Below are 20,728 nucleotides of genomic sequence, written 5' to 3' on the forward strand. Positions count from 1 at the left end.
TGAGGTTGTCGGTGTCCTGCAGCGCGTCATAGCCCTTGATGGTGGAGAAGAAGGAAGAACACAGCTGCGCGTTCTTCGCATTAGCCGTATAGCTCCAAGCCTTGGTGAAGGACTCGGCGGTCACATCGGTGCCATCGGTGAACTTCCAACCATCCTTGAGCTTGATGTCGTACTGGGTGGCGTCATCATTGGCGGTAATGGACTCAGCCACTTCATTCTGGGCCTTGCCATCCTTATCGAAAGACACCAACCCAGCGAACAGCAGATCGATAGGACGGCCACCGCCGGTTTCATTGGTGTTGCCCGGGATCAAGCCATTCTGCGGTTCGGAGTCAAATGCCGTAATGACATTCGATCCTTCAGTCGCGTTCCCAGACGTGGAAGACCCACAGCCGCCCAGCATCATGCCAAGCACACAGGCCGCCGCCGCAACGGCAAACACCTTGCTTTTCCTTATACTCATTATGTTTTCCCTCATTATTCGGATTACCGGTCGGTATTGTTTCCCCGTACCAGCTTCATCTAGGTAATACACCCTAAATCAAGAAGAAACACCAATTTCTGTTACAGGAATGTAACGAAATATCCATGGACCGCGACTACGCACGAGGAAATGCCTGACCGTATCGGGCTTTCAATTGTTCGATGGAGACATGCGTGTACCGTTGCGTGGTCTTCAGCGAGGAATGTCCCAAGAGCTCCTGCACCTCACGCAAATCCGCTCCCCCGTCAAGCATATGCGTGGCGGCACTGTGCCGCAGAGCATGAGGGCTAATGTCGGGAACGCCGGCATCACGCGCGCATTCGTGCACCACACGACGTACCATCCGCTGATCAATGCGTTTGCCTTGTCTCCCAAGAAACAGCGCAGCCGCGGACTGCTCCCCCACCAACAGGGGACGCCCATCATCCAGCCACCGACGTATCGCTTTTTGCGCCGGAGCGCCAAATGGCATGACTCGTTGTTTGTTGCCTTTGCCGGTCACTTTGACCGTTCGATTGGAAAAGACCACATCCGGCACATCAAGTCCCACCAGTTCAGCCACACGCATGCCCGTTGCATACAACAGTTCCAGCATTGCGGCGTCACGCAGCTCAATGGCCTGCTGCTTCATGGTCCGTTCCTTCGGCTGAGACGTTTCACCGTCCTCATCCACGCGTTCCATCAGCTGTTCAGCCTGTGATTCGCTGAGCACATCCGGCAACGTATCAGGTATTTTCGGGGTCATGAGCGCACAAGCCGGATCCGTCGTCGTCACGCCATGCTCATGCGTCCACGCGAAAAAACCACGTACAGCCACAGTTTTTCGGGCCATGCTGCTTTTCGCATGGTTTTTCGATGATTCCGCCATCCACATGCGAAGATCTTCGATGGTCACCTCGTTAAGATCCCTGCATCTAAGCCGCTCCAAGGCAAGCAGACATTCTTCGACATCGCCTCGGTATGCTTTCCGTGTGTTTTCACTCAATCCACGGTTGGCTTTCAGATATGTATCGAATGCCTCTACGCTCTTATCGAACAGCATGCCGATCAGCCTTTCCCGAGCTCAACAGCAAGCCCGAATCCATGAATTTCTTTCCATTATGTGTCCATTCTCCGATAGAAACCGAAATACCGGCACAACTTGAAAGGAGACCAACTATGCTGTCCAGTAGCGTTCGCTCAGCGAATCCGTCGATGATCGTCTATTCGAAGGGGAGATTATGCCGATTCCAAACGAAATTCCAGCAGGTGCACGCATTGTGGTGCGCACCTGCGAAGGTGTCGATCCAAAGGACCAGCGCATGAAATTCCGCGATTATGTCGGTCACGTACGTTCTTGGGACGGGCAGACATTGGAAATGACGCGCGATGCGGCAGCCAACGGTTCACGCCCAGAGCAACGTGTCAGCATTCCCGCCGACACCATCGTCACTGTCAAACCGGTTCCGGAACGTTCCATGACACGGCCGCGCCCATAGCGCGTCACACTGCGGAACGCACCTGTGCCATAGCTTGACGGTAACCGTCGAATCGCACGATATGCTCTCCCCTACGCGCCGACTCCAGAAGCATCTGCTGCCATCCGGTTTCGGGAATTGCCAGTTCGACCGTTTCGCAACGTTCTTCGAAGTCAGGTTCTTTGGCGAGAGCCTTGTATTCACGGAATGGCTGCCCTTGTATGAAGAAACGCGCCATCTCCTTGTCGTCACCGGCAGTGGGCGAGCCCTGTTGCGTGGTCATGCCGTGCAGCACGTTGGCCATAAGCGTCAACCGATTGGCCATATTACGCAGCAACGCTTCGACATTGGCGGCGTCCTCTTCCACCATTGCACGGGTACGGTTTGGATCGGTTAGCGCAACACGAGTCATGTCCCGCCATGAACCAGCGGCGAGCGCGGCTGCGATGTTCCGGTTGGGATTGGCCACCAGCTCGTTGATCATAGCTGTGGAAATGACGTGTGGCATGTGGGAAATCAGTGCCGCGCAACGATCGTGGGTCGCATCGTCAAGAACGATGAGTCGGTTGGAACAATGATCCACAATCATTGTCGCAACGGCGCGGAACCGCTGATACTCGGTGTTTTCATCTACGGTGATGGCCCAGAGCGCGCCATCGTAAAGCGTCGGATCCGACGATTCCCATCCGGACAGCTCATTGCCTGCCATGGGATGCGCGCCCACATAGCAATGTTCCAATCCAACGGCTTTAACCTGTTCCCGAACCATTGCTTTGACACTGCCGACATCGGTGAGCGTGGTGATGTCCGTATCGATCAGTGGCTTCAACGCACCCAGGATTTGCGGCATGGCCTTGAGCGGATTGCATAACACAAGCACGTCAGGTTTTGTGTCGGCGAGCGCGGCCAGTGTGGACACACATCGTATGCCGTCCGCTTTCGCAGTTTCATATGGACGATCGTTATGGTTCCATGCGATGACTTCACAGCCAGCATTAACGAGTCTGCGAGCCAGTGACCCTCCGATAAGACCAAGGCCTACGATTGCGATACGCTGCTTCACCACATCAGCTCCTTTCCGACCGTTTCGCCGTTCTGCCAATCATCTGGCAGATGCTGTTCGTCAAGCCGTACGCCTCCCTGCGGCAGCATCCATGAGGTGACTGGAGGATTGGGGCGTTCTCTTCGTGGGTATACGGCCAGAGTTTTGGCCCAGTCACCGTGTTCGGCGATTTCGACCAGCGCGCCATGGAAGCGTTGCTCCCATGGCGCCGCATCGAGCGTCGCGATAAAACTGTATGTGCCTGTGCGTCCTTTGATTGGCCGCGAGATGAAACTTGTCATATTGAGGCCTGCATCGCGGAATACGTCCAGCAGGTTCGCGAGTACGCCAGGACCTGTGACAAGCGGAATAAGCGTCAGCACGGATTCGTATTCCATATCAGCTTGCGAACGAGGCTGTTCCAACAGTTTTCCGGCTTCCTTGCGTGGTGCGAGCACAAGAAAATCAGTCTGTGCGCCTTGATAATCCTGCACGGCGGTACCGATGCGCGTCACATTGTAGAGTTCACCGCAAATACTTGGCCCGAAAGCTATTTCGTTTGCTTTGATATCGCGACATGCGGCAGCATTGGATGGCGCTGGAGTCGGTTCCAAATGGTGTTCCGCGATGAAACGTTTGCATTGCGCGAGACCATGCGCGTGTGCGGTAGCCACGGTGGCGTCTTCCGGATTGGATCCCGCACGCACATATGCGTCGAAAGTTACGTCGACGCCCACTCGCGCAAATCCGACTAGATCTTTGGCGTCGATGAGCGCGTCCAGATTCGGCACCACGTAACCTTCGACGTTGTTTTCCCATGCCACGACGCCCCATCCTTCGCCCCGCTGCGCGGCATCAAGGATTTGCGGTACGTCATCCGCAGCCACCAATTCGAATCCTTCCGGCTCAAGATGGGCCAGTGCCTGCGATGCATTGACTGCGGCCTGATGGGTGAAGGTGCCTTGCGGACCTAGATAGAACAGCTTTCGTGCGCTCATTCAACCCCATTCCTTATTCTTGGTGTTCCCCTGAACCTTACCTCATTGCCGTGGAATCGACTGCCGATTATTCCACCGGTTGGGCGTTATCAGATGTTTTACCCTCGTTCGTCTGCGTATCAGCAGCAAACGCACCATCACGCGTCTCCTTACGCGGAGGTGTGACGAACCAACGTTTCGGCAGCACCAGCATCACAACCGGAATAAGCACGACACCGTACAGCCACATGTATCCTGCCTGTTCACTGAAGAACGGCATGGGATCATCTCCACCGAATCCCACAGGAATCATGGCGTCTCCTCCCGGACCATACCCCGACATCACCGTCCAGACCACCAGAGAGGAGCCGATCAGGTGCAATGCGAGGCCTGAGACACCGTCGCGTGATCGAGCTGACCATGTCGAAATGATCACCATGAGATAGGCGATCGCCAATCCGTAGGGAATATTCATGGATGCGCCCATGCGATGGGCCATGGTTCCCACTACTCCGACTATGATTCCGGAAACCAGATCGACGAGGAACCGTCCCCAAATCGGCAGACGGTATGACCATGGCATCAGTTGCGCATCGGGCGCCGCGTCTTGATTCGACCCATACGTATCATGCGATTGCTTCATCTGTTGCATCATATCCCCTACTATCGCTCACCAACCTGAAAAGAAAAAGAGATACGCGAGGACACGTATCTCTTTTCATGGAAGCAATAACAGCATCACTTGTTCTTCTGAGCGTTATTCTGCTGAGCCGTCAAACGGAGAGCCCAGCGGGCTCACCGTAGGCGAAGTGAGCAAGCACTACCGTGCTTGCGAAGCCGACAGAACAACGTGAAGAATCACTTGTTATTCTGAGCGTTATTCTGTCGACGCTGCTTGGCGCGCCACTTGTACCAATCCTCACGGCTGAGAATAATCTTGCGCACACGGATGGATTCCGGAGTGACTTCCACGCACTCGTCCTCGTTGGCGAAGTCCAAGGACTCTTCGAGGCTCATCTTGATCGGCGGAGTCAGGGTTTCGAGCACATCTGCGGTGGAGGAACGCATGTTGGTCATATGCTTGGCCAGCGTGATGTTCACATCCAGCTCGTCAGGCTTGTTGTTCACGCCGACGACCTGGCCTTCGTACACCGGAGACTGCGGTTCGACGAAGAAGTTGCCACGTGCCTGCAGACGCTGCATGGCGTACGGAGTGGCGATACCCTTGCGATCGCAGACCATGGAACCGTTCTGGCGGGTCACGATCTGGCCAGCCCACGGAGCGTAGCCGGCGGAGATGGAGGATGCGATACCGGTGCCACGGGTGGCGGAAAGCAGTGCGGTGCGGAAGCCGATCAGACCACGGGACGGCACGGTGAACTGCAGACGAACCCAGCCAGTGCCATGGTTGGTCATGTTCTCCATACGGCCCTTACGGTCGGCGAGCAGCTGGGTGACCGTGCCCATGTACTCTTCCGGAACGTCGATGGTGGTGTTTTCCATCGGTTCGTTGATCACGCCGTCGATGGTCTTGGTGACCACCTGCGGGCGGCCGACGGTCAGCTCATAGCCTTCACGACGCATCTGTTCGGCAAGCACGGCCAAGGCGAGCTCGCCACGACCCTGGACTTCCCATGCATCCGGGCGTTCGGTCGGCAGCACCTTGATGGACACGTTGCCGATGAGTTCGCGGTCAAGGCGATCCTTGATCATGCGGGCGGTAAGCTTGTGGTCCTTGCCTTCGGTTCCGGCAAGCGGGGAATCGTTGATGCCGAAAGTCATGGAGATGGCCGGATCATCAACGTGAATCAGCGGCAGCGGGCGCGGATCGGACGGATCAACGATGGTTTCGCCGATCATGATGTCATTCACGCCGGCGACTGCGACGATGTCGCCAGGGCCCGCGGAATCGACCGGGGTGCGCTCAAGACCCTGCGTACGCAGCAGTTCGGAGACGCGGAAGTTTTCGACGGAGCCGTCCACACGGGACAGACCGTAGGTCTTGCCCTTTTCGAGAGTGCCGTTGTAGATACGCACCAAGCCGAGTCGACCCAGGAAATCAGAGGAATCGATGTTGGCGACGTGTGCCTGCAAAGGCGCGCCTTCCTCGTATTCCGGAGCCGGAATGTTCTTGATGATGGCTTCGAACAGCGGTTCGAGATCTTCGTTATCCGGCAGACCGCCATTCTCCGGCTGGTTTTCGGAAGCGTAGCCGGCCTTGGCCGCGCAGTAGATGACCGGCAGGTCGAACAGCGCATCCTCATCGAGATCGATACCCTCTTCGATAACGTCCTGAGCCAGACCGAGCAGCAGATCGGAGGATTCTCCAACGACCTCTTCGATACGTGCGTCCGGACGATCGGTCTTGTTCACGCACAGGATAACCGGCAGCTTGGCTTCCAAAGCCTTGCGCAGCACGAAGCGGGTCTGCGGCAGCGGGCCTTCGGATGCGTCGACGAGCAGCACGACGCCATCAACCATGGAGATGCCACGCTCGACCTCGCCGCCGAAATCGGCGTGACCGGGAGTATCGATGATGTTGAGGGTGATGCCTTCCGGATGGCCGTACTTGGCGGCCAGCGGACCGGTGTACTGCACAGCGGTGTTCTTGGCGAGGATGGTGATGCCCTTCTCACGTTCCAGATCATTGGAATCCATCACACGATCCGGAACTTCCTCACGTTCGTTGAACACGTGGGACTGTGCCAGCATGGCATTGACCAACGTGGTCTTGCCGTGATCGACGTGTGCCACAATCGCTACATTTCGAATATCGCCGCGAACCGCCATCGAAACCTCTCTTAGTATTGCTGTTCTCTTGCGTTACCGTTCGGTACATACTGGTTATCGGTACTTACAAATCCGTACTCCACACAAACCGAGCCAATCCTAGCGAACCATTACGACAGTTCCGGTCCCAGCGCTTTCGCCCACATACAAAGTTTGCGGTTGTCGAATCTCAACAACCGCAAACGTATGATCTCTTGGGACCACTCAAAATAATTCGTTAATCCTCAAGTTCCTTACCAGTGCGTTCCGGCAAGCACAACGCCGCAACGCAGGCCAGAATGAAGGCGACCGCGAAAACGATGAATGCCACCGCCTTGTTGCCACCGGACAGCGTCAGGAACCACGGCATGAGCAGCGGAGCTATGATGGCAGCCACTCGGCCACATGCCGCAGCAGCACCGGACGCAGCAGCGCGCAGGCGGGTCGGATAGATTTCCGGAGTCACCGCATACAGTACGCCCCACGCGCCAAGATTGGATGCGGACAACAACATGCCAAAGCCCAACACCGCCGCTACGGAACCCGCTTGCGAGAAAGCAAACGCGGCCACGGCCGACACGGCAAGGAACACGCTCAGCGTCTTCCTGCGGCCCCAGATCTCCACCAGCCATGCGGCCAGGAAGTATCCCGGCAACTGCGCGACGGCGATGGCCAGCGCATAGCCGAACGACTTGGTCAGCGAGCCAAACTGGTCGGCCAGCAGCGACGGCATCCATGTGAACGCTCCATAGTAGGAGAAGTTCACGAAGAACCACGTGGCCCAAATGGCTGCGGTGCGCGCGATGCACTTTTTGCCGAACAGTTCGCGGGTGTTGATCTTCGGCAGTGGTTTGCCCTTCGGGGAAGCCACTGGCTCGATGCCACCTGCCTGTTCGAAATAGCGTACGGCCTGTTCGGCTTCGTCCTCACGCCCCTTGGATTCCAGGAATCGCACGGATTCCGGAATATGAACACGCGTCACAATGGCATACAGCAGCGGCAACGCGCCAATGAGCAAAGCCCAGCGCCAACCCCAATCGCCGGTATTCGGAATCACAAAGTAGCCAATGCAGGCGGCGACAATCCAGCCGACAGCCCAGAAGGATTCCAACAGCACCGTCATACGACCGCGTTGTTTGGTCGGAGAGAATTCAGAAACCAGAGTGGAAGCCACTGGCAGTTCGGCGCCCAAACCAAGACCGATGATCAGACGAGCGATCAAAAGCGCGGTCAACGACCATGACAGTGCCATGCCGCCATTCGCCAAACCGAAAATCACCAGCGTCGCGGAAAAGACCGTTTTGCGGCCAACACGATCGGCTACAAAACCACCCAGCGCAGCACCGATCGCCATGCCGACGAAGCCGATGGACAGCACCCAGCTTTTCTCGGTTGGTGTCAGATTGAAATGCGGGTCAGCCGCGATGGCCGCCACAACGAAGGACACCAAGCCGACGTCCATGGCGTCGAAAGCCCAGCCGATACCGGACGCCACCAGAAGTTTCCTATGCGCTTTGTTAAACGGCAGGCGATCAAGACGCTCATTGCGTGTCAACGAACCCGACGAAGCAACCGATGCGGATTGCACGGATGTCATACTTCTTCCTCTCATACGAAACGACCATGCCTACAAGGCATGCCGAAAACCAGACAGAATCGTCTGAAAAGGAAACAATCCGGAAAGACGTCAGATCGTCGTCAACGCGGAAAGCACATCATCCTGCGTTTCCCGCACATCGAAATCATGGCGATCCCGAGCATCGCTCCATGTCGACTGTCGGAGCACATCCATGGTGTAGCGATACACCGTTGCCGGACGATTGCGTCCGACACGCAATTTGTCACCGGTGTCCTCCAGCTGCCCGGATGCGAGCATCTTACGGCGGAAATTCGCCAGATCGATGCTCTGACCGGCAACGGCCTCGTACACGTCATGCAGCTGGCTCAGCGTAAACCTCTCGCCTACCAATCTGGTGACGATCTGCGGATATTCGATTTTGCCACGAAGTCTGCTGAGGGCGTAGTCCACGATGTCGCCATGGTCAAATGCCAACTCAGGCAGATCATCCACAGGAAACCATTTGACATTGTCGTCGATACTCTGCCCGAGTTGCCCGTTAAGATCGTCGACCAACGCCCAATAGACGATGGATACCATCGGCAGCCCGCCGTGTGAGCGCGCCGGATCGCCGAATGTATACAGCTGTTCAAGATACCGTGGATGCAACGATGTCGTGGATTCCAGCGCAACGTAGGCAGATTGCTCCAGCGAGTGGTCAGCCCTCAAACCACCACCGGGCAACGCCCACTGGCCAAGAAAAGGCTGGCGCACGCGCCGGACCAGCGGTATCCACAAGGTGGATCCCGCACTGGTTCGAGCATGTTCCTGCGTTCCGTGGGAAGCTGGCCCCAAAGCGAGAATGACCACGGAAACGCCCACCTGCGGCGGCTGTTTGCGCCGTTCTGAGACATTGCCCATGATCATCGCGCCTCACCTCTCCGATCTTTTGTCGATTTGAATTGTTCCGGAATCACAGTGTAGCACTTATAGTCAACATGACTATAAGTGCAGTGTTTCACCACACCGCTTGAATTTCAACCCACGTATGCCCTTCAACGAAAAAGGCCCCACGAAGGAGCCCTATGCGTCTTATGCGACGATGCCCTGAGCAATCAGCTCTCGGGCAACCTCACGATATTCCTTCGCGGTCTTATGGTTCGGCGCATAAATGGTGATAGGCGCGGCCGCAACCGTGGAATCCGGAAGTTTGATGGAACGTGAGATGACTGAATGGAAGACCTTGCCTTGGAATGCCTCATAAATACGCTGCAACACTTCATCACAATGCAAGGTATGCGTGAACATGGTGACGAGCACTCCGTACACTTCCAGACTCGGATTGATGCGGGATTGTACTTTTTCGATGGACTGCATCAACAAGGCCACGCCTCGCAGTGCGAAGAACTCAGCAGCCACGGGAATGATCACGCCATCGGCAGCGGTCAGCGCATTCACCGTAAGCAAACCCAGAGAAGGCTGGCAATCGACGATGATCACATCGTATTCATCCTTGACCTGACGCAACACGCCAGCCAGCACCTGCTCGCGCCCAACTTCGGTGACCAACTGCACTTCAGCGGCGGACAGATCAATGTTGGCCGGCATGATATCGAGATTCTCGAAATCGGTATGTCGAATCACATCATGCACATCCATGCGAGGATTGAACAGTGCGGTGTACACCGTATCTTCCACGGTATTGGCGTTGATGCCCAACCCCACCGTGGCCGCACCCTGCGGGTCGAAATCGACGATAAGCACGCGACGCCCATACTGGCTCAATGCACCAGCGATATTGATGGAACTGGTGGTCTTGCCGACGCCACCTTTCTGGTTGCACATGGCGATGATCCTCGCCGGACCGTGCGTCTGCAGCGGCTCCGGAGCGGGAAACGTCTCATAATCACGTCCAAGCAAATCCGTAGGCATACCGTTTACCTTACCAACATCCTTGTGTCAATTTTCACTGTAATCCATGCTAGTCCATTGTCACCGTTCAAAACGGCAGCAACACCATCATCTGGCGCGCGGATGAGACATCAGATATGTCTCAATCAGGTTTTCAGGACTGATATGCGTGTAAATCTGTGTGGTGGTAACGCTTGCATGACCAAGCAGCTCCTGCACGGTACGCACATCGGCACCGCCCTGAATAAGGTGCGTGGCGAAAGAGTGCCGCAAGGTGTGAGGATGCAGCGGCTTATCGATGTGCGCACGCTCCCCCGCTCCCCTGATGATTTCCCAAACCGACTGTCGCGACAATCTTTTTCCTCGTTTATTCAGAAATAGGGCACGCCGTTCCACGGGACCTTTCGATTTGGATTCCAGCTTAGGACGCCCCGCATGCAAATACCGGATGATCGCTTCGCACGCATAGCTGCCGACGGGAACCAGCCGCTGCTTAGAGCCTTTGCCCATAAGTCTTGCGATTCTGCCGTCCACATCGACATCATCGAGATTCGCACCGCACGCCTCCGACACGCGGGCACCGGTCGCATACATGAATTCAAGCAATGCCTTGTCACGCAACATCACCGGATCATCGGGAAACTCCGACACGACACCATCATGCTCTCTGTTTTGAGAAACGGGGATAGAGTCCAGCAGTCTAGCCACCTCATCAACGGTCAGCACATCGGGAAGCGTGCTCACGCCCTTAGGGGCCTTTACCTGCGCGGACACATCATCGACAACAATATGCTCGTTCACTGCGAAACGATGAAGCGCATGAATGCTGGCCAACCGGCGTGCCTTGCTTCGAGATGACTCTCCCGACTCGTCAAGGAAGACGATATAACGTTCCACATCCTGTGTCGTCACGGCCGCGATACCGCCAACGCCTTGGTCGGCAAGCCACTGACGATACTTCTTCAAATCGGCGCCATACGCCGACACCGTCGCCTTCGACAGTCCTCGTTCAACGTCGATATGAGCGAGGAATTGCCGAATTGTCCGTTCGAAATCGTCCATCACCCTCCTTCCAGCAGATCCCATCCGGCTCATCGTATACCACTGAGCGGTCCCTTACCATAGGTCAAACGAGCCCTGCCATGCAACGCAGGAACCCCCGCCCATTGCTGGAGCGAGGGTTCCTGTCAATCACGCTGAATCAGCGAAGAAGCTCAGGCTTCCTTCGGAGCATTCACATCAGCCGGAAGAGCGGCCTTGGCCTGCTCGACGATGGCCTTGAAGGTCTCCGGATCAGAGATGGCCAGCTCGGCGAGAGCGCGACGATCCAGTTCGATGCCAGCGAGGTGCAGGCCCTGGATGAAGCGGTTGTAGGTGATGCCCTCAGCGCGGACAGCAGCATTGATGCGCTGGATCCACAGCTTGCGGAAGTCGCCCTTGCGAGCCTTACGATCGCGGAAGTTGTAAGTAAAGGAGTGAAGCAGCTGCTCCTTGGCCTTACGGTACAGACGGGAGCGCTGGCCGCGGTAGCCGGAAGCCCTCTCGAGAACGACGCGACGCTTCTTGTGGGCGTTTACTGCGCGCTTGACACGTGCCATATTTGATTCCTCAGCTTTCTATTAAGTCTTCTTATTCGCTCTCGCTATACTCAGCGACCGAGCAGCTTCTTCATGTTCTTGCTCTGGGAAGTAGCCAGAACGCCGTCGGCCTTCAGTGCGCGACGCTTACGAGCGGACTTGTGCTCGAGGTTGTGGCGCATCGCGGAGCCAGCGTGCATCAGCTTGCCGGAACCGGTCACGCGGACGCGCTTGGAAGCGGCGGAATTAGTTTTCATCTTCGGCATTGCTGCCCTCCTTGTTTATTACTTCGTTTCGGAAGTCTTCGGTTTGTCGGATGCCACTGCAGCCTTGGCTTCGGCCGCCGCCTGAGCTTGGGCTTCCTGCTTGGCCGCCAGACGTGCAGCCTGACGGGCCTGACGCTCGGCACGGGACTGATCACCACGACGACGCTGCTCGGACTGGGTGTGAACCTTCTTGCCCTTCGGTGCGAGCGTCATGATGATATTGCGGCCTTCCTGCTTCGGAGCGAATTCGACGGTGCCGTATTCCTCCACCTCGCTGGCGAGACGCTGCAAGAGCTCGACGCCACCGATCGGACGGGACTGCTCGCGACCGCGCAGCATGATGGTGACCTTGACCTTGTCTCCACCGTTCAGGAAGCGCACAACATGGCCCTTCTTGACTTCGAAGTCATGGTCGTCGATCTTTAGACGGAAGCGAATTTCCTTGATTTCCGCAGTGCTCTGGTTACGACGAGCCTCACGAGCCTTGATCTTCTCGTTGTACTTGTACTTGCCGTAATCGATGAGCTTGGCAACCGGAGGCTTCGCGTTGGGCGCCACCTCGACGAGATCGAGGTTCGCTTCCTTTGCCAGGTTCAGTGCGACGGAAGTCGCGATGACTCCCACCTGTTCGCCGTTCGGGCCGATCAGACGCACCTGGGAGACGCGAATCTCGTCGTTAATGCGTGGTTCGTCGCTGATGATGACTCCAATCCTCATGTTCCATTCGACGGAATGCTCCCAGATCGGCAGTTTTTCAAAGTCTCGCATGTTCACGGCAAGCCAAAACACCCAATTCGAGGGCGCAACAAAGAGCCATACCACAGCTCTTCCACTGCCGTTTCATACGGCACCAGAAGCTTATGCCTGAACCCGAGGCCCTGAAAGGCTTCCAGGTGGAGATATCCCGCTTTCTTGATTTCTCAAGCCTTGTAGATAATACCACACGCCGCGACCACAGCGTGTCGCATAATGAAACCTTCTGAAACATCTTCTTTAATCATTCCAACGCCATATTACACTGACCCCATATGACAGATAATTCCAACACATGCGTGATTTTCGCGGCTGGCGAATACTACAGCGATACCCCCATCGTTCCGTCTGGAGCATTCATTATCGCGGCGGACGGAGGGCTTGACCATGCACGCGCACTTGATATGTCGCCTGACGTGGTGGTGGGCGATTTCGATTCGCTTACTGGAGAACGTCCGACACAGGGTGAACACACCATTGCCCTACCTCCAGAAAAAGACGATCCAGACCTTCTGTCGGCACTAAAAATCGGCTGGTCACACCATGCGCGGCTTTTCCATATATATGGCGCGCTCGGCGGACGAATCGATCACACCATATCCAATATCCAACTGATGGCATTGCTGGCTCAGCATGGTGCAGTAGGCTTTCTGCACGGGAACGGCTCCATTGTGACCGCGATTTGCGATGGAGCACTCGATTTCGGCGAGAACAACGTCGAACCAGGACGTATGGTTTCCGTATTCTCTCATTCCGACACCTCTCTTGGCGTGAGCGAACGTGGACTGAAATACGAGATAGATGACATGACGATGACCAGCACACGTGTCAACGGCGTCAGTAACGAATTCCTCAACGGAGCCGCCGCCCATATCGGCGTCGAACATGGCACCTTGGTGGTGACTTTCCCTTCGGAAGCCCCACTACCAGCAGTCTCTTGGCACCACACATTTGAGGGTGACCTCGGATCGTTGGACACCAAAGTATCTTCAGCGCTTGCCAAGCACGAACGCCAATCCCACTAATCGCAAAGCGAAGAAAATCACCTTCGTCTATCACGTTTATCTCGAAAAGATGATGTGAGCGCTCACGGAAAAATACGACGTTTTCTGAAACACACGCGCGAGTGCGTTGCCTTAAGTACAGGTGACGCACTAAAGTGGGTAACGTTGGTAAACAATGGCTTCTGTGTGCCCAGCACACGCGTGGCCTACCCTAAAGGGAGAATTACATGACAGTTAAGATTGGTATTAACGGCTTTGGTCGTATCGGTCGTCTGGCTTTCCGCCGCATCTTCGAGCTGCAGGCTCGTGGCGGCCAGGCCGGTGACATTGAGGTCGCTGCAATCAACGATCTGACCACCCCGTCCATGCTGGCCTACCTGCTGAAGTACGACAGCACCCATGGCACCTTCCGTCATGACGATGGTACCCCGGTTGAGGTCACCTCCACCGAAGATTCCATCGTGGTCGATGGCAAGGAATACAAGGTTTACGCCGAGAAGGATGCCAACAACATCCCGTGGGTCAAGAACGATGGCGTTGAGTTCGTGCTCGAGTGCACCGGCTTCTACACCTCCGCTGAGAAGTCCCAGGCTCACATCAACGCTGGCGCCAAGAAGGTCCTGATCTCCGCTCCGGCCAAGGACGAGACCACCCCGACCGTCGTCTTCGGCGTGAACCACGAGATCCTGAAGGCTTCCGACGTGATCGTGTCCGCCGGCTCCTGCACCACCAACTCCATGGCCGCCATGGTCAAGCTGCTGGACGAGAACTGGGGCATCAAGGCTGGCTTCATGACCACCATCCACGCCTATACCGGCACCCAGATGATCCTCGACGGCCCGCGCTTCCCGAAGGCTCGCAACAACCGTGCCGCCGCAATCAACACCATTCCTCACTCCACCGGCGCTGCCAAGGCTATCGGCAAGGTCGTTCCGTCCGTGAACGGCAAGCTGCAGGGCCACGCCCAGCGTATCCAGGTTCCGGATGGCTCCGTCACCGAGCTGACCACCGTCCTGAACAAGGAAGTCACCGCTGACGAGATCAACGCCGCATTCAAGGCTGCCTTCTCCTCCACCGACTTCTACGGCTACAACGAGGATGGCATCGTGTCTTCCGACATCATCGGAGACACCCACGGTGGCGTGTTCGATCCGACCCAGACCGACGTCAACACCGTTGACGGCGTGACCATGGCTCGTACCGTTTCTTGGTACGACAACGAGTACGGCTTCACCTGCAACATGGTGCGCACCCTGCTGTACTTCGCTGAGATCTCCGAGTGAACCATAGCGGAGCAATCCGCACAGTTCGCTAAGTAGAACTTGGTACAAGGGCTTTCGTCTCACGGCGAAAGCCCTTTTGCTAACCGACACAAATACGTTTTAGAGTGAATCGATATGGGCAAGAAAAAGCATGAGAAGGGCGCCGGCTCCACGCCGGCAACAGTGCAACTCGAACAAGCGGGAATCCCATTCAAAACATACGAATACGCACATTCGAACGACCATATGGATGACGGTTATGGGGTTGAGGCCGCCACCAAACTGGGCTTCGATGAACATCAGGTATTCAAAACGCTTATGGCCGACACCGGCTCCGAACGTGTGGTGGGCGTGGTTCCAGTAAGCGGGCACATGGATCTGAAGGCGCTGGCCGCAGCAGTCGGAGCCAAGAAAGCCGCTATGGCCGATCCAAAAGTCGCCATGCGCGAATCCGGGTATGTGGTGGGAGGCATCTCACCACTCGGTCAACGCACGCATCACAAAACCGTGCTCGACGAAAGCGCGCTGCAATATGGCGAAATACTACTGTCGGGAGGCAAACGCGGCTTTTCGATCGGCATCAATCCCAATGATCTGCTCAAGGTGCTTGACGGCATAGCCGCACCTATCGGCACCTGGTAATCACCGGTAATAGAAGCCGGTCAGCAGGCTGGTTTCTTACGAAGCTCACTGGGGAGCACGAAATGCATGTTCTCCTTAATGGTTTCGATGGTGGTCACATCATCGAAACCACGCTGTTCCAGCGCTTCGATAACGCCTGACACCAGTTCGTCAGGCACGGATGCTCCCGACGAAATCCCCACGGATTCAACGCCTTCAAACCACGCAGGATCAAGCTCGGACGCATCATCCACGCGGTAGGCCTTTCCGTGAGGACCATTCGGCACGCCATCGAAACGCGTGTTCAGCCCCTCCTGCGCAACCTCCATCAGACGAACGGAATTCGACGAATTCGCCGAACCAACGATCACCACGCAATCAGACTGCTCGGCAACCAACTTGACCGCGGCCTGCCGATTCGATGTGGCATAGCAGATATCGGAATTCGGAGGCATCTCAAGCCAGGGGAAACGCTCTTTCAACGCAGCGATCGTGCCCGCCGTCTCATCCACGCTCAATGTGGTCTGCGAAAGCAGCACCAATTTCGCATCCGAAGAAAACTCGAGCGAATCGACATCCGATTCATGTTCGATGAGGTGCACATGTTCCGGGGATTCACCGACCACGCCAACGGCTTCATCATGGCCGTTGTGTCCGATGTAGATAATCTCGTACCCTTCTTTGACGAAACGCAACACTTCACGGTGCACTTTGCTCACCAAAGGGCATGTAGCATCAACGACATGCATGCCCCGAGCTGAAGCTTCAGCCTTCACCTCAGGAGACACGCCGTGTGCAGAAAAGACAATCGGAATTCCCGCGGAAGCCGCGGCATCGGGAACCTCATCCAATTCCTGTACGAACACCGCACCCTGAGCCGACAATTCCTCAACGACATGCTTGTTGTGCACAATCTGACGGCGTACATACACCGGCGGCAGACCATCATTGCGAGACGTATTGGCAGCTTTGAGAATCGTCTGCACAGTCAGAATCGCCCTGTCGACGCCCGCGCAAAAGCCACGTGGATCCGCCAGTACGATACGTTTGGTCATGATGGCCGCCTTTCGTCACTTCGTGAAAACCTCATCAATACTAAAGCATGGGCGGCACGCCGGAGAAACGGCATCGCCATACGGCATAAAACAGGTAGACTGTGGTGTTAGCGGTAACGCTACCGTTACCGGAACATATCCAACGGCACTATGGAGTGACTATGACCTGCATCAATCTGACTGCCCGCACCGGACAGCAATTCTCCATCTCCCATGGCGACTATGAAGCCGTCATCACTGAACTCGGCGCAACGATGCGCAAGCTGACCTATAAGGGCGAAGATCTGACGGTCGCCCTTGGTCCGGACGATTTGGTGACCTGCTGCCACGGCCAGATCCTCATTCCGTTCCCGAATCGCATCGAGGGTGGCGAGTACACGTTCGAAGGCAAGACCTATTCGCTGCCGATCGATGAGCATGACCGCAACACCGCCATCCATGGCTACGGATACCGCTCGTTCTGGAAGCTGATTTCGCTTGCCGAAGACGCAGTGACCCTCGCCTGGCGTTCCCCCAACATGGTCGGCTACCCGTTTGATCTATATGTCACCGCCACGTACAGCCTCGCCGACGACGGCATGCATCTGACCATCAGCGCCTACAATAACGGCGACACGAACGCGCCGTGGGCTTTGGCCATTCACCCGTGGCTTGCCAACAGCCTCAACGGCTATGGCGACGAAATCGACGAGCACAACGCCAAGTGCAGCCTTACGCTACCGGCTCGCACGCATGTCACCGTAGATAAAAACCTCATTCCGACCGGCACCGAGCCGGTTGACGGCACCAAATACGACCTGCGCGAAGACACCCTACTTACCGAGCAGCCGTTCGACGATGCATGGACCGATCTGGAGCATGCCGAAGACGGTTCCGTCACGGCAGTGTTCACCCGCGCCGATGGCAAGAAGGTCCGTGTTGGCGGCGATGAAACCATCACTTCGTTCCAGGTGTGCACCGGTACCAAGTTCCCCGCATTCCAGCATCCTGCCGGCGTTGCCGTGGAGCCACAGACCGCCTACGCCAACGCGTTCAACACAGGCAACGAGCTGATCGTGATCAAGCCGGGCGAAACCACCAGCACCTCGCTGTTCCTCGGTATGGCCGAGTAAACATGCGAGTGAGCGTGATCGAGTGATCCAGTCGGTTAAACCGGCTGATTCCGGTCATATAAAAACCCGACGGATAAGTCTAAGTGGCCACCTATCGAACACCGGATTTGGCAAACGTCTCGCTCGTGTGCGATAATCCCGAAGGCTTATTAATCGTAAGTAAAGGAGTCCAATCATGGGCATGCGCGGACGTAAGCGCAAGGATCGTCGTAAGAAGGCCGCCAATCACGGCAAGCGTCCAAACGCCTGATCCCTGCCAGCGTGAATAACGCTACAGAGCATCGAAAACCCCGCTGAATCGTTATGATCGGCGGGGTTTTCTCATACTCTCATCGGCTTGCTCACCGCTCTCCACAACAATGGTCGAGCGTTGCCTCAAGGCGGTCGATAAGACTCTGCGGAGCATGCTGCGGACGCAGATACGCGCGCATGGCCGCGATCAATGCCCGTTCACGCTCGTCACAGCAACGTTCGGGGTCGAAGCAATCACCGGAGGTGCTAACGCGCACGCTGGTATGCGTCACCTGTGTCACAGTGCCGTCCTCGCTGGTGGCGACAGTGGTGATATGCCGTTCGATCGATTCACTCATGCTCTGCCCTTCCCTGCCGTGGCATAGCCACGTTCCTTCGCATAGTTGGCAAGTTCTCGTTTCAACTGCGTACGCGCGCGATTGAGACGGCTCATCACCGTACCGATTTTCACACCCTGTTCGTCAGCTACCTGCTGGTATGATTTGCCGTCGATAGCAGCATCGATGAACACCTGACGGCGTTCCGGCGAAAGCTTGGCGAGCGCCGCCATGATTTCTTCGGGCGCATAGGCGTCCAAATATTCCTGTTCCGCCGATTTGAGCTCTTCCGAGGAATGCTCCGAAGCCGAATAAATGTCCCAATCGTCATATTCACCGGTGGAATCGTTGGCCCGCTGCGGTCTGCGTTTGGCTTTGGCATACTGGTTGAAATAGGCATTCCGCTCGATGGTCGTCATCCATGCGGCGAAATTCGTTCCCTCCTGAAAGGAGTCGAACGCCTTGAATCCCCGTTCGAAAGTATCCTGAACCAAATCTTGAGCGTCGTCGGGATTGTTGGTAAGCTTCATCGCCTGCCGGTACAACGCATCGACCACAGGCATGGCGAGTTTTTCAAAACGCGTCCTTTTGCTTGCCATGGTTTCCGTTCGTACTTCAGTCACAGCTTCATTGTAATCACATCGACTTCCACATGCCATGCACATAGCTGAAGGTAGAATGGCTGTTCGGTATCCGAAGAACAGGGAGAACATGAAATATGGCTTTGACTCTGGCATCAGCAGCACGTCTGCTCAACGAGCATGGATTGCTGCGCGAAATCATCCAAGGAGACGCCTGGACGCTTGACGCGCAGACCGTCAACGGATTCGACAAGCCATTCGGTTCAATCACCTACGACACCAGGCAGGTCGTATCTGGCACGCTCCTATGCTGCAAAGGCCGTTTCAAAGCGGAATATCTCGATGGCATCGATGATCGTGGTCTTGCCGCATACGTTGCGGAAAACGACTTCTCCACGGCGACGAAAGTTCCGGGACTCATCGTGAATGACGCGCGCAAAGCCATGAGTCTGCTGTCCGCGGCATTTTATGGGTACCCACAGGACCAGCTGAAAGTCGTCGGCATTACCGGGACCAAGGGAAAAACCACTACCGCCTACCTCACCCAGGCCATGCTCAATGGCTGCTCCGGCGGCAAATGCGCATTGTTCTCCTCCGTCGATAATTGCCTTGACGGACATACCTATGTCGAGTCCGATTTGACCACCCCGGAGTCCATGGATGCGTTCCGTATGATGCGCGAAGCCGCTGATAACGGCATGGAATACCTGGTTATGGAGGTTTCGTCGCAGGCGTACAAAGTCAATCGCGTTTTCGGACTTACTTTCGACGTCGCCGCATTCCTCAATATCAGCCCGGACCATATCAGCCCCATCGAGCATCCGACATTCGAGGATTACTTCCACTGCAAACGCCAGATTGTGAAGAATTGCCGTTCCCTGGTTCTCGGCACGGCATGCGCACACGCCGATCTTATTCGTCAGGATGCTGCAATCGCCGATATTCCCGTCACCACGTTTGCCCTTGGTGAAGCATCGGCCGCGGATGTGACCGCATGGCCGGAATCCGCCGACCATAGCCGATTCGCCATTGCGGTGGAAGGTGAACGGATCGGCTCTCTCAGCCTGCAATTGGATGGTGATTTCAATTATGCGAACGCCGCCGCGGCCATTGCCATTGCGCATGCCGTTGGATTCGATTTCCACGAAACCGCCGCGAAGGAAGCGCTGCGCAATATGGAACCGGTACGTATCGCCGGTCGTATGGAGCATTTCCACGATACGAAGTCAAATACCATCGCCATCGTCGATTATGCGCACAATTATGCTTCCGTAACGGCGTTGCTCGACTATGTCGGCCAACGCTACGGCAAGGACGATCCTGAGGTCACGCTGGTCACTGGATCCGCAGGCAATAAAGCGTACGATCGCAGATCGGAAATCGTCAGGGCCGCGCAGAACCGCGTCAACCATCTGATTCTCACCTTCGAAGACACGGATGACGAGCCTGTGGAACACGTCTGCCAAGACATGCTCGACAGTGTCACCAATCCCGATCTGGATGCGAGGATCATTCTCGACCGTACGAAAGCGGTGGAGTCGACCGTAGCAATTGACCGCAAGAATCCCAACCGCCTCCATATCATCCTTATCATCGGCAAAGGCAACGAGCGCTGGTTCAAAGACCACGGCAAGCATATTCCCTTCGAAGGCGACGACCATATTGTGAAACGTATTTTTGGACTTGCCTGATCTGCAGCAATAGCCAACCATCATCGAGTAATCACCAAC

Annotated in this window: 22 protein-coding genes; 6 read left to right on the forward strand and 16 right to left on the reverse strand. The window is 56.0% G+C overall.

Annotated features, from left to right (window positions below):
• Together KSY55_RS05635 and KSY55_RS05640 are read right to left on the reverse strand one after the other, a co-directional pair.
• On the reverse strand, nucleotides 1–463 hold a 463-nt coding region (locus KSY55_RS05635), incomplete at its 3' end, for an ABC transporter substrate-binding protein (protein WP_229077855.1).
• Between the two features lie 136 nt (nucleotides 464–599).
• Entirely contained in the window at nucleotides 600–1,526 is a 927-nt protein-coding gene (locus KSY55_RS05640; protein WP_004220529.1) for a tyrosine recombinase XerC, read from the reverse strand.
• Between the two features lie 178 nt (nucleotides 1,527–1,704).
• Between KSY55_RS05640 and KSY55_RS05645 the strand changes: the two genes are divergently transcribed.
• Entirely contained in the window at nucleotides 1,705–1,962 is a 258-nt protein-coding gene (locus KSY55_RS05645) for a DUF6725 family protein (RefSeq protein ID WP_004220530.1), read from the forward strand.
• Between the two features lie 4 nt (nucleotides 1,963–1,966).
• Here KSY55_RS05645 and KSY55_RS05650 read toward each other — a convergent pair whose 3' ends face one another.
• The 11 genes from KSY55_RS05650 to infC form a co-directional block, all read right to left on the reverse strand.
• The gene (locus KSY55_RS05650) at nucleotides 1,967–3,004 is read right to left on the reverse strand and encodes a prephenate dehydrogenase/arogenate dehydrogenase family protein (protein WP_233432625.1); all 1,038 of its coding nucleotides are present in this window, start codon (nucleotides 3,002–3,004) and stop codon (nucleotides 1,967–1,969) included.
• Nucleotides 3,001–3,981, reverse strand: a complete 981-nt coding sequence (locus KSY55_RS05655) for a prephenate dehydratase domain-containing protein (protein ID WP_022245433.1) — start codon at nucleotides 3,979–3,981, stop codon at nucleotides 3,001–3,003. Before KSY55_RS05655 ends, KSY55_RS05650 begins: the two co-directional genes overlap by 4 nt.
• Nucleotides 3,982–4,048: 67 nt before the next feature.
• Nucleotides 4,049–4,603: a hypothetical protein gene (locus KSY55_RS05660; RefSeq protein WP_226557020.1), complete on the reverse strand. Its 555-nt coding sequence runs from the start codon at nucleotides 4,601–4,603 to the stop codon at nucleotides 4,049–4,051.
• A gap of 215 nt (nucleotides 4,604–4,818) precedes the next feature.
• On the reverse strand, nucleotides 4,819–6,750 hold the full coding sequence (gene typA, locus KSY55_RS05665) for a translational GTPase TypA (RefSeq protein WP_004220539.1): 1,932 nt from the start codon (nucleotides 6,748–6,750) through the stop codon (nucleotides 4,819–4,821).
• Nucleotides 6,751–6,967: 217 nt separating this feature from the next.
• Nucleotides 6,968–8,326: an MFS transporter gene (locus tag KSY55_RS05670; RefSeq protein WP_217749612.1), complete on the reverse strand. Its 1,359-nt coding sequence runs from the start codon at nucleotides 8,324–8,326 to the stop codon at nucleotides 6,968–6,970.
• A gap of 90 nt (nucleotides 8,327–8,416) precedes the next feature.
• On the reverse strand, nucleotides 8,417–9,214 hold the full coding sequence (locus KSY55_RS05675; RefSeq protein ID WP_004220552.1) for an NUDIX domain-containing protein: 798 nt from the start codon (nucleotides 9,212–9,214) through the stop codon (nucleotides 8,417–8,419).
• 165 nt (nucleotides 9,215–9,379) lie between these two features.
• Nucleotides 9,380–10,219 (reverse strand): ParA family protein, encoded by an 840-nt coding sequence (locus tag KSY55_RS05680; RefSeq protein ID WP_004220555.1) that lies wholly within the window; start codon nucleotides 10,217–10,219, stop codon nucleotides 9,380–9,382.
• An 87-nt stretch (nucleotides 10,220–10,306) separates the two neighbouring features.
• Nucleotides 10,307–11,260 carry a site-specific tyrosine recombinase XerD gene (xerD, locus tag KSY55_RS05685; RefSeq protein WP_022245435.1) on the reverse strand — a complete coding sequence of 318 codons (954 nt, stop codon included), beginning with the start codon at nucleotides 11,258–11,260 and terminating at the stop codon, nucleotides 10,307–10,309.
• 152 nt (nucleotides 11,261–11,412) lie between these two features.
• Entirely contained in the window at nucleotides 11,413–11,796 is a 384-nt protein-coding gene (rplT, locus tag KSY55_RS05690; RefSeq protein WP_003834366.1) for a 50S ribosomal protein L20, read from the reverse strand.
• Nucleotides 11,797–11,846: 50 nt separating this feature from the next.
• Entirely contained in the window at nucleotides 11,847–12,041 is a 195-nt protein-coding gene (rpmI, locus tag KSY55_RS05695) for a 50S ribosomal protein L35 (protein WP_003834365.1), read from the reverse strand.
• A gap of 18 nt (nucleotides 12,042–12,059) precedes the next feature.
• Nucleotides 12,060–12,758 (reverse strand): translation initiation factor IF-3, encoded by a 699-nt coding sequence (gene infC / locus KSY55_RS05700; RefSeq protein WP_034881154.1) that lies wholly within the window; start codon nucleotides 12,756–12,758, stop codon nucleotides 12,060–12,062.
• 311 nt (nucleotides 12,759–13,069) lie between these two features.
• Between infC and KSY55_RS05705 the strand changes: the two genes are divergently transcribed.
• The 3 genes from KSY55_RS05705 (at nucleotide 13,070) to ybaK (ending at nucleotide 15,702) form a co-directional block, all read left to right on the forward strand.
• Nucleotides 13,070–13,819 (forward strand): thiamine diphosphokinase, encoded by a 750-nt coding sequence (locus KSY55_RS05705; RefSeq protein WP_065439129.1) that lies wholly within the window; start codon nucleotides 13,070–13,072, stop codon nucleotides 13,817–13,819.
• A 206-nt stretch (nucleotides 13,820–14,025) separates the two neighbouring features.
• The gene (gene gap / locus KSY55_RS05710) at nucleotides 14,026–15,081 is read left to right on the forward strand and encodes a type I glyceraldehyde-3-phosphate dehydrogenase (protein WP_022245438.1); all 1,056 of its coding nucleotides are present in this window, start codon (nucleotides 14,026–14,028) and stop codon (nucleotides 15,079–15,081) included.
• A 114-nt stretch (nucleotides 15,082–15,195) separates the two neighbouring features.
• Nucleotides 15,196–15,702, forward strand: coding sequence for a Cys-tRNA(Pro) deacylase (gene ybaK, locus KSY55_RS05715; protein ID WP_022245439.1), 507 nt, complete (start codon nucleotides 15,196–15,198; stop codon nucleotides 15,700–15,702).
• A gap of 20 nt (nucleotides 15,703–15,722) precedes the next feature.
• Here ybaK and KSY55_RS05720 read toward each other — a convergent pair whose 3' ends face one another.
• Nucleotides 15,723–16,736: a 4-hydroxy-3-methylbut-2-enyl diphosphate reductase gene (locus tag KSY55_RS05720; protein WP_065439128.1), complete on the reverse strand. Its 1,014-nt coding sequence runs from the start codon at nucleotides 16,734–16,736 to the stop codon at nucleotides 15,723–15,725.
• Between the two features lie 161 nt (nucleotides 16,737–16,897).
• Here KSY55_RS05720 and KSY55_RS05725 point away from each other — a divergent pair, with 161 nt between their 5' ends.
• Nucleotides 16,898–17,848 (forward strand): aldose 1-epimerase family protein, encoded by a 951-nt coding sequence (locus KSY55_RS05725; RefSeq protein ID WP_217749611.1) that lies wholly within the window; start codon nucleotides 16,898–16,900, stop codon nucleotides 17,846–17,848.
• 341 nt (nucleotides 17,849–18,189) lie between these two features.
• Here the strand turns inward: KSY55_RS05725 and KSY55_RS05730 are convergent, their stop codons facing one another.
• Nucleotides 18,190–18,438 (reverse strand): hypothetical protein, encoded by a 249-nt coding sequence (locus KSY55_RS05730; protein ID WP_065447196.1) that lies wholly within the window; start codon nucleotides 18,436–18,438, stop codon nucleotides 18,190–18,192.
• On the reverse strand, nucleotides 18,435–19,076 hold the full coding sequence (locus KSY55_RS05735) for a sigma-70 family RNA polymerase sigma factor (RefSeq protein ID WP_171842427.1): 642 nt from the start codon (nucleotides 19,074–19,076) through the stop codon (nucleotides 18,435–18,437). Before KSY55_RS05735 ends, KSY55_RS05730 begins: the two co-directional genes overlap by 4 nt.
• A gap of 59 nt (nucleotides 19,077–19,135) precedes the next feature.
• Between KSY55_RS05735 and KSY55_RS05740 the strand changes: the two genes are divergently transcribed.
• Entirely contained in the window at nucleotides 19,136–20,689 is a 1,554-nt protein-coding gene (locus KSY55_RS05740) for a UDP-N-acetylmuramoyl-L-alanyl-D-glutamate--2,6-diaminopimelate ligase (protein WP_217749610.1), read from the forward strand.
• Nucleotides 20,690–20,728: the final 39 nt, after the last annotated feature.

The sequence above is a fragment of the Bifidobacterium sp. MSK.13.1 genome (assembly GCF_019131435.1).
Taxonomy (GTDB): Bacteria; Actinomycetota; Actinomycetes; order Actinomycetales; family Bifidobacteriaceae; genus Bifidobacterium; species Bifidobacterium pseudocatenulatum.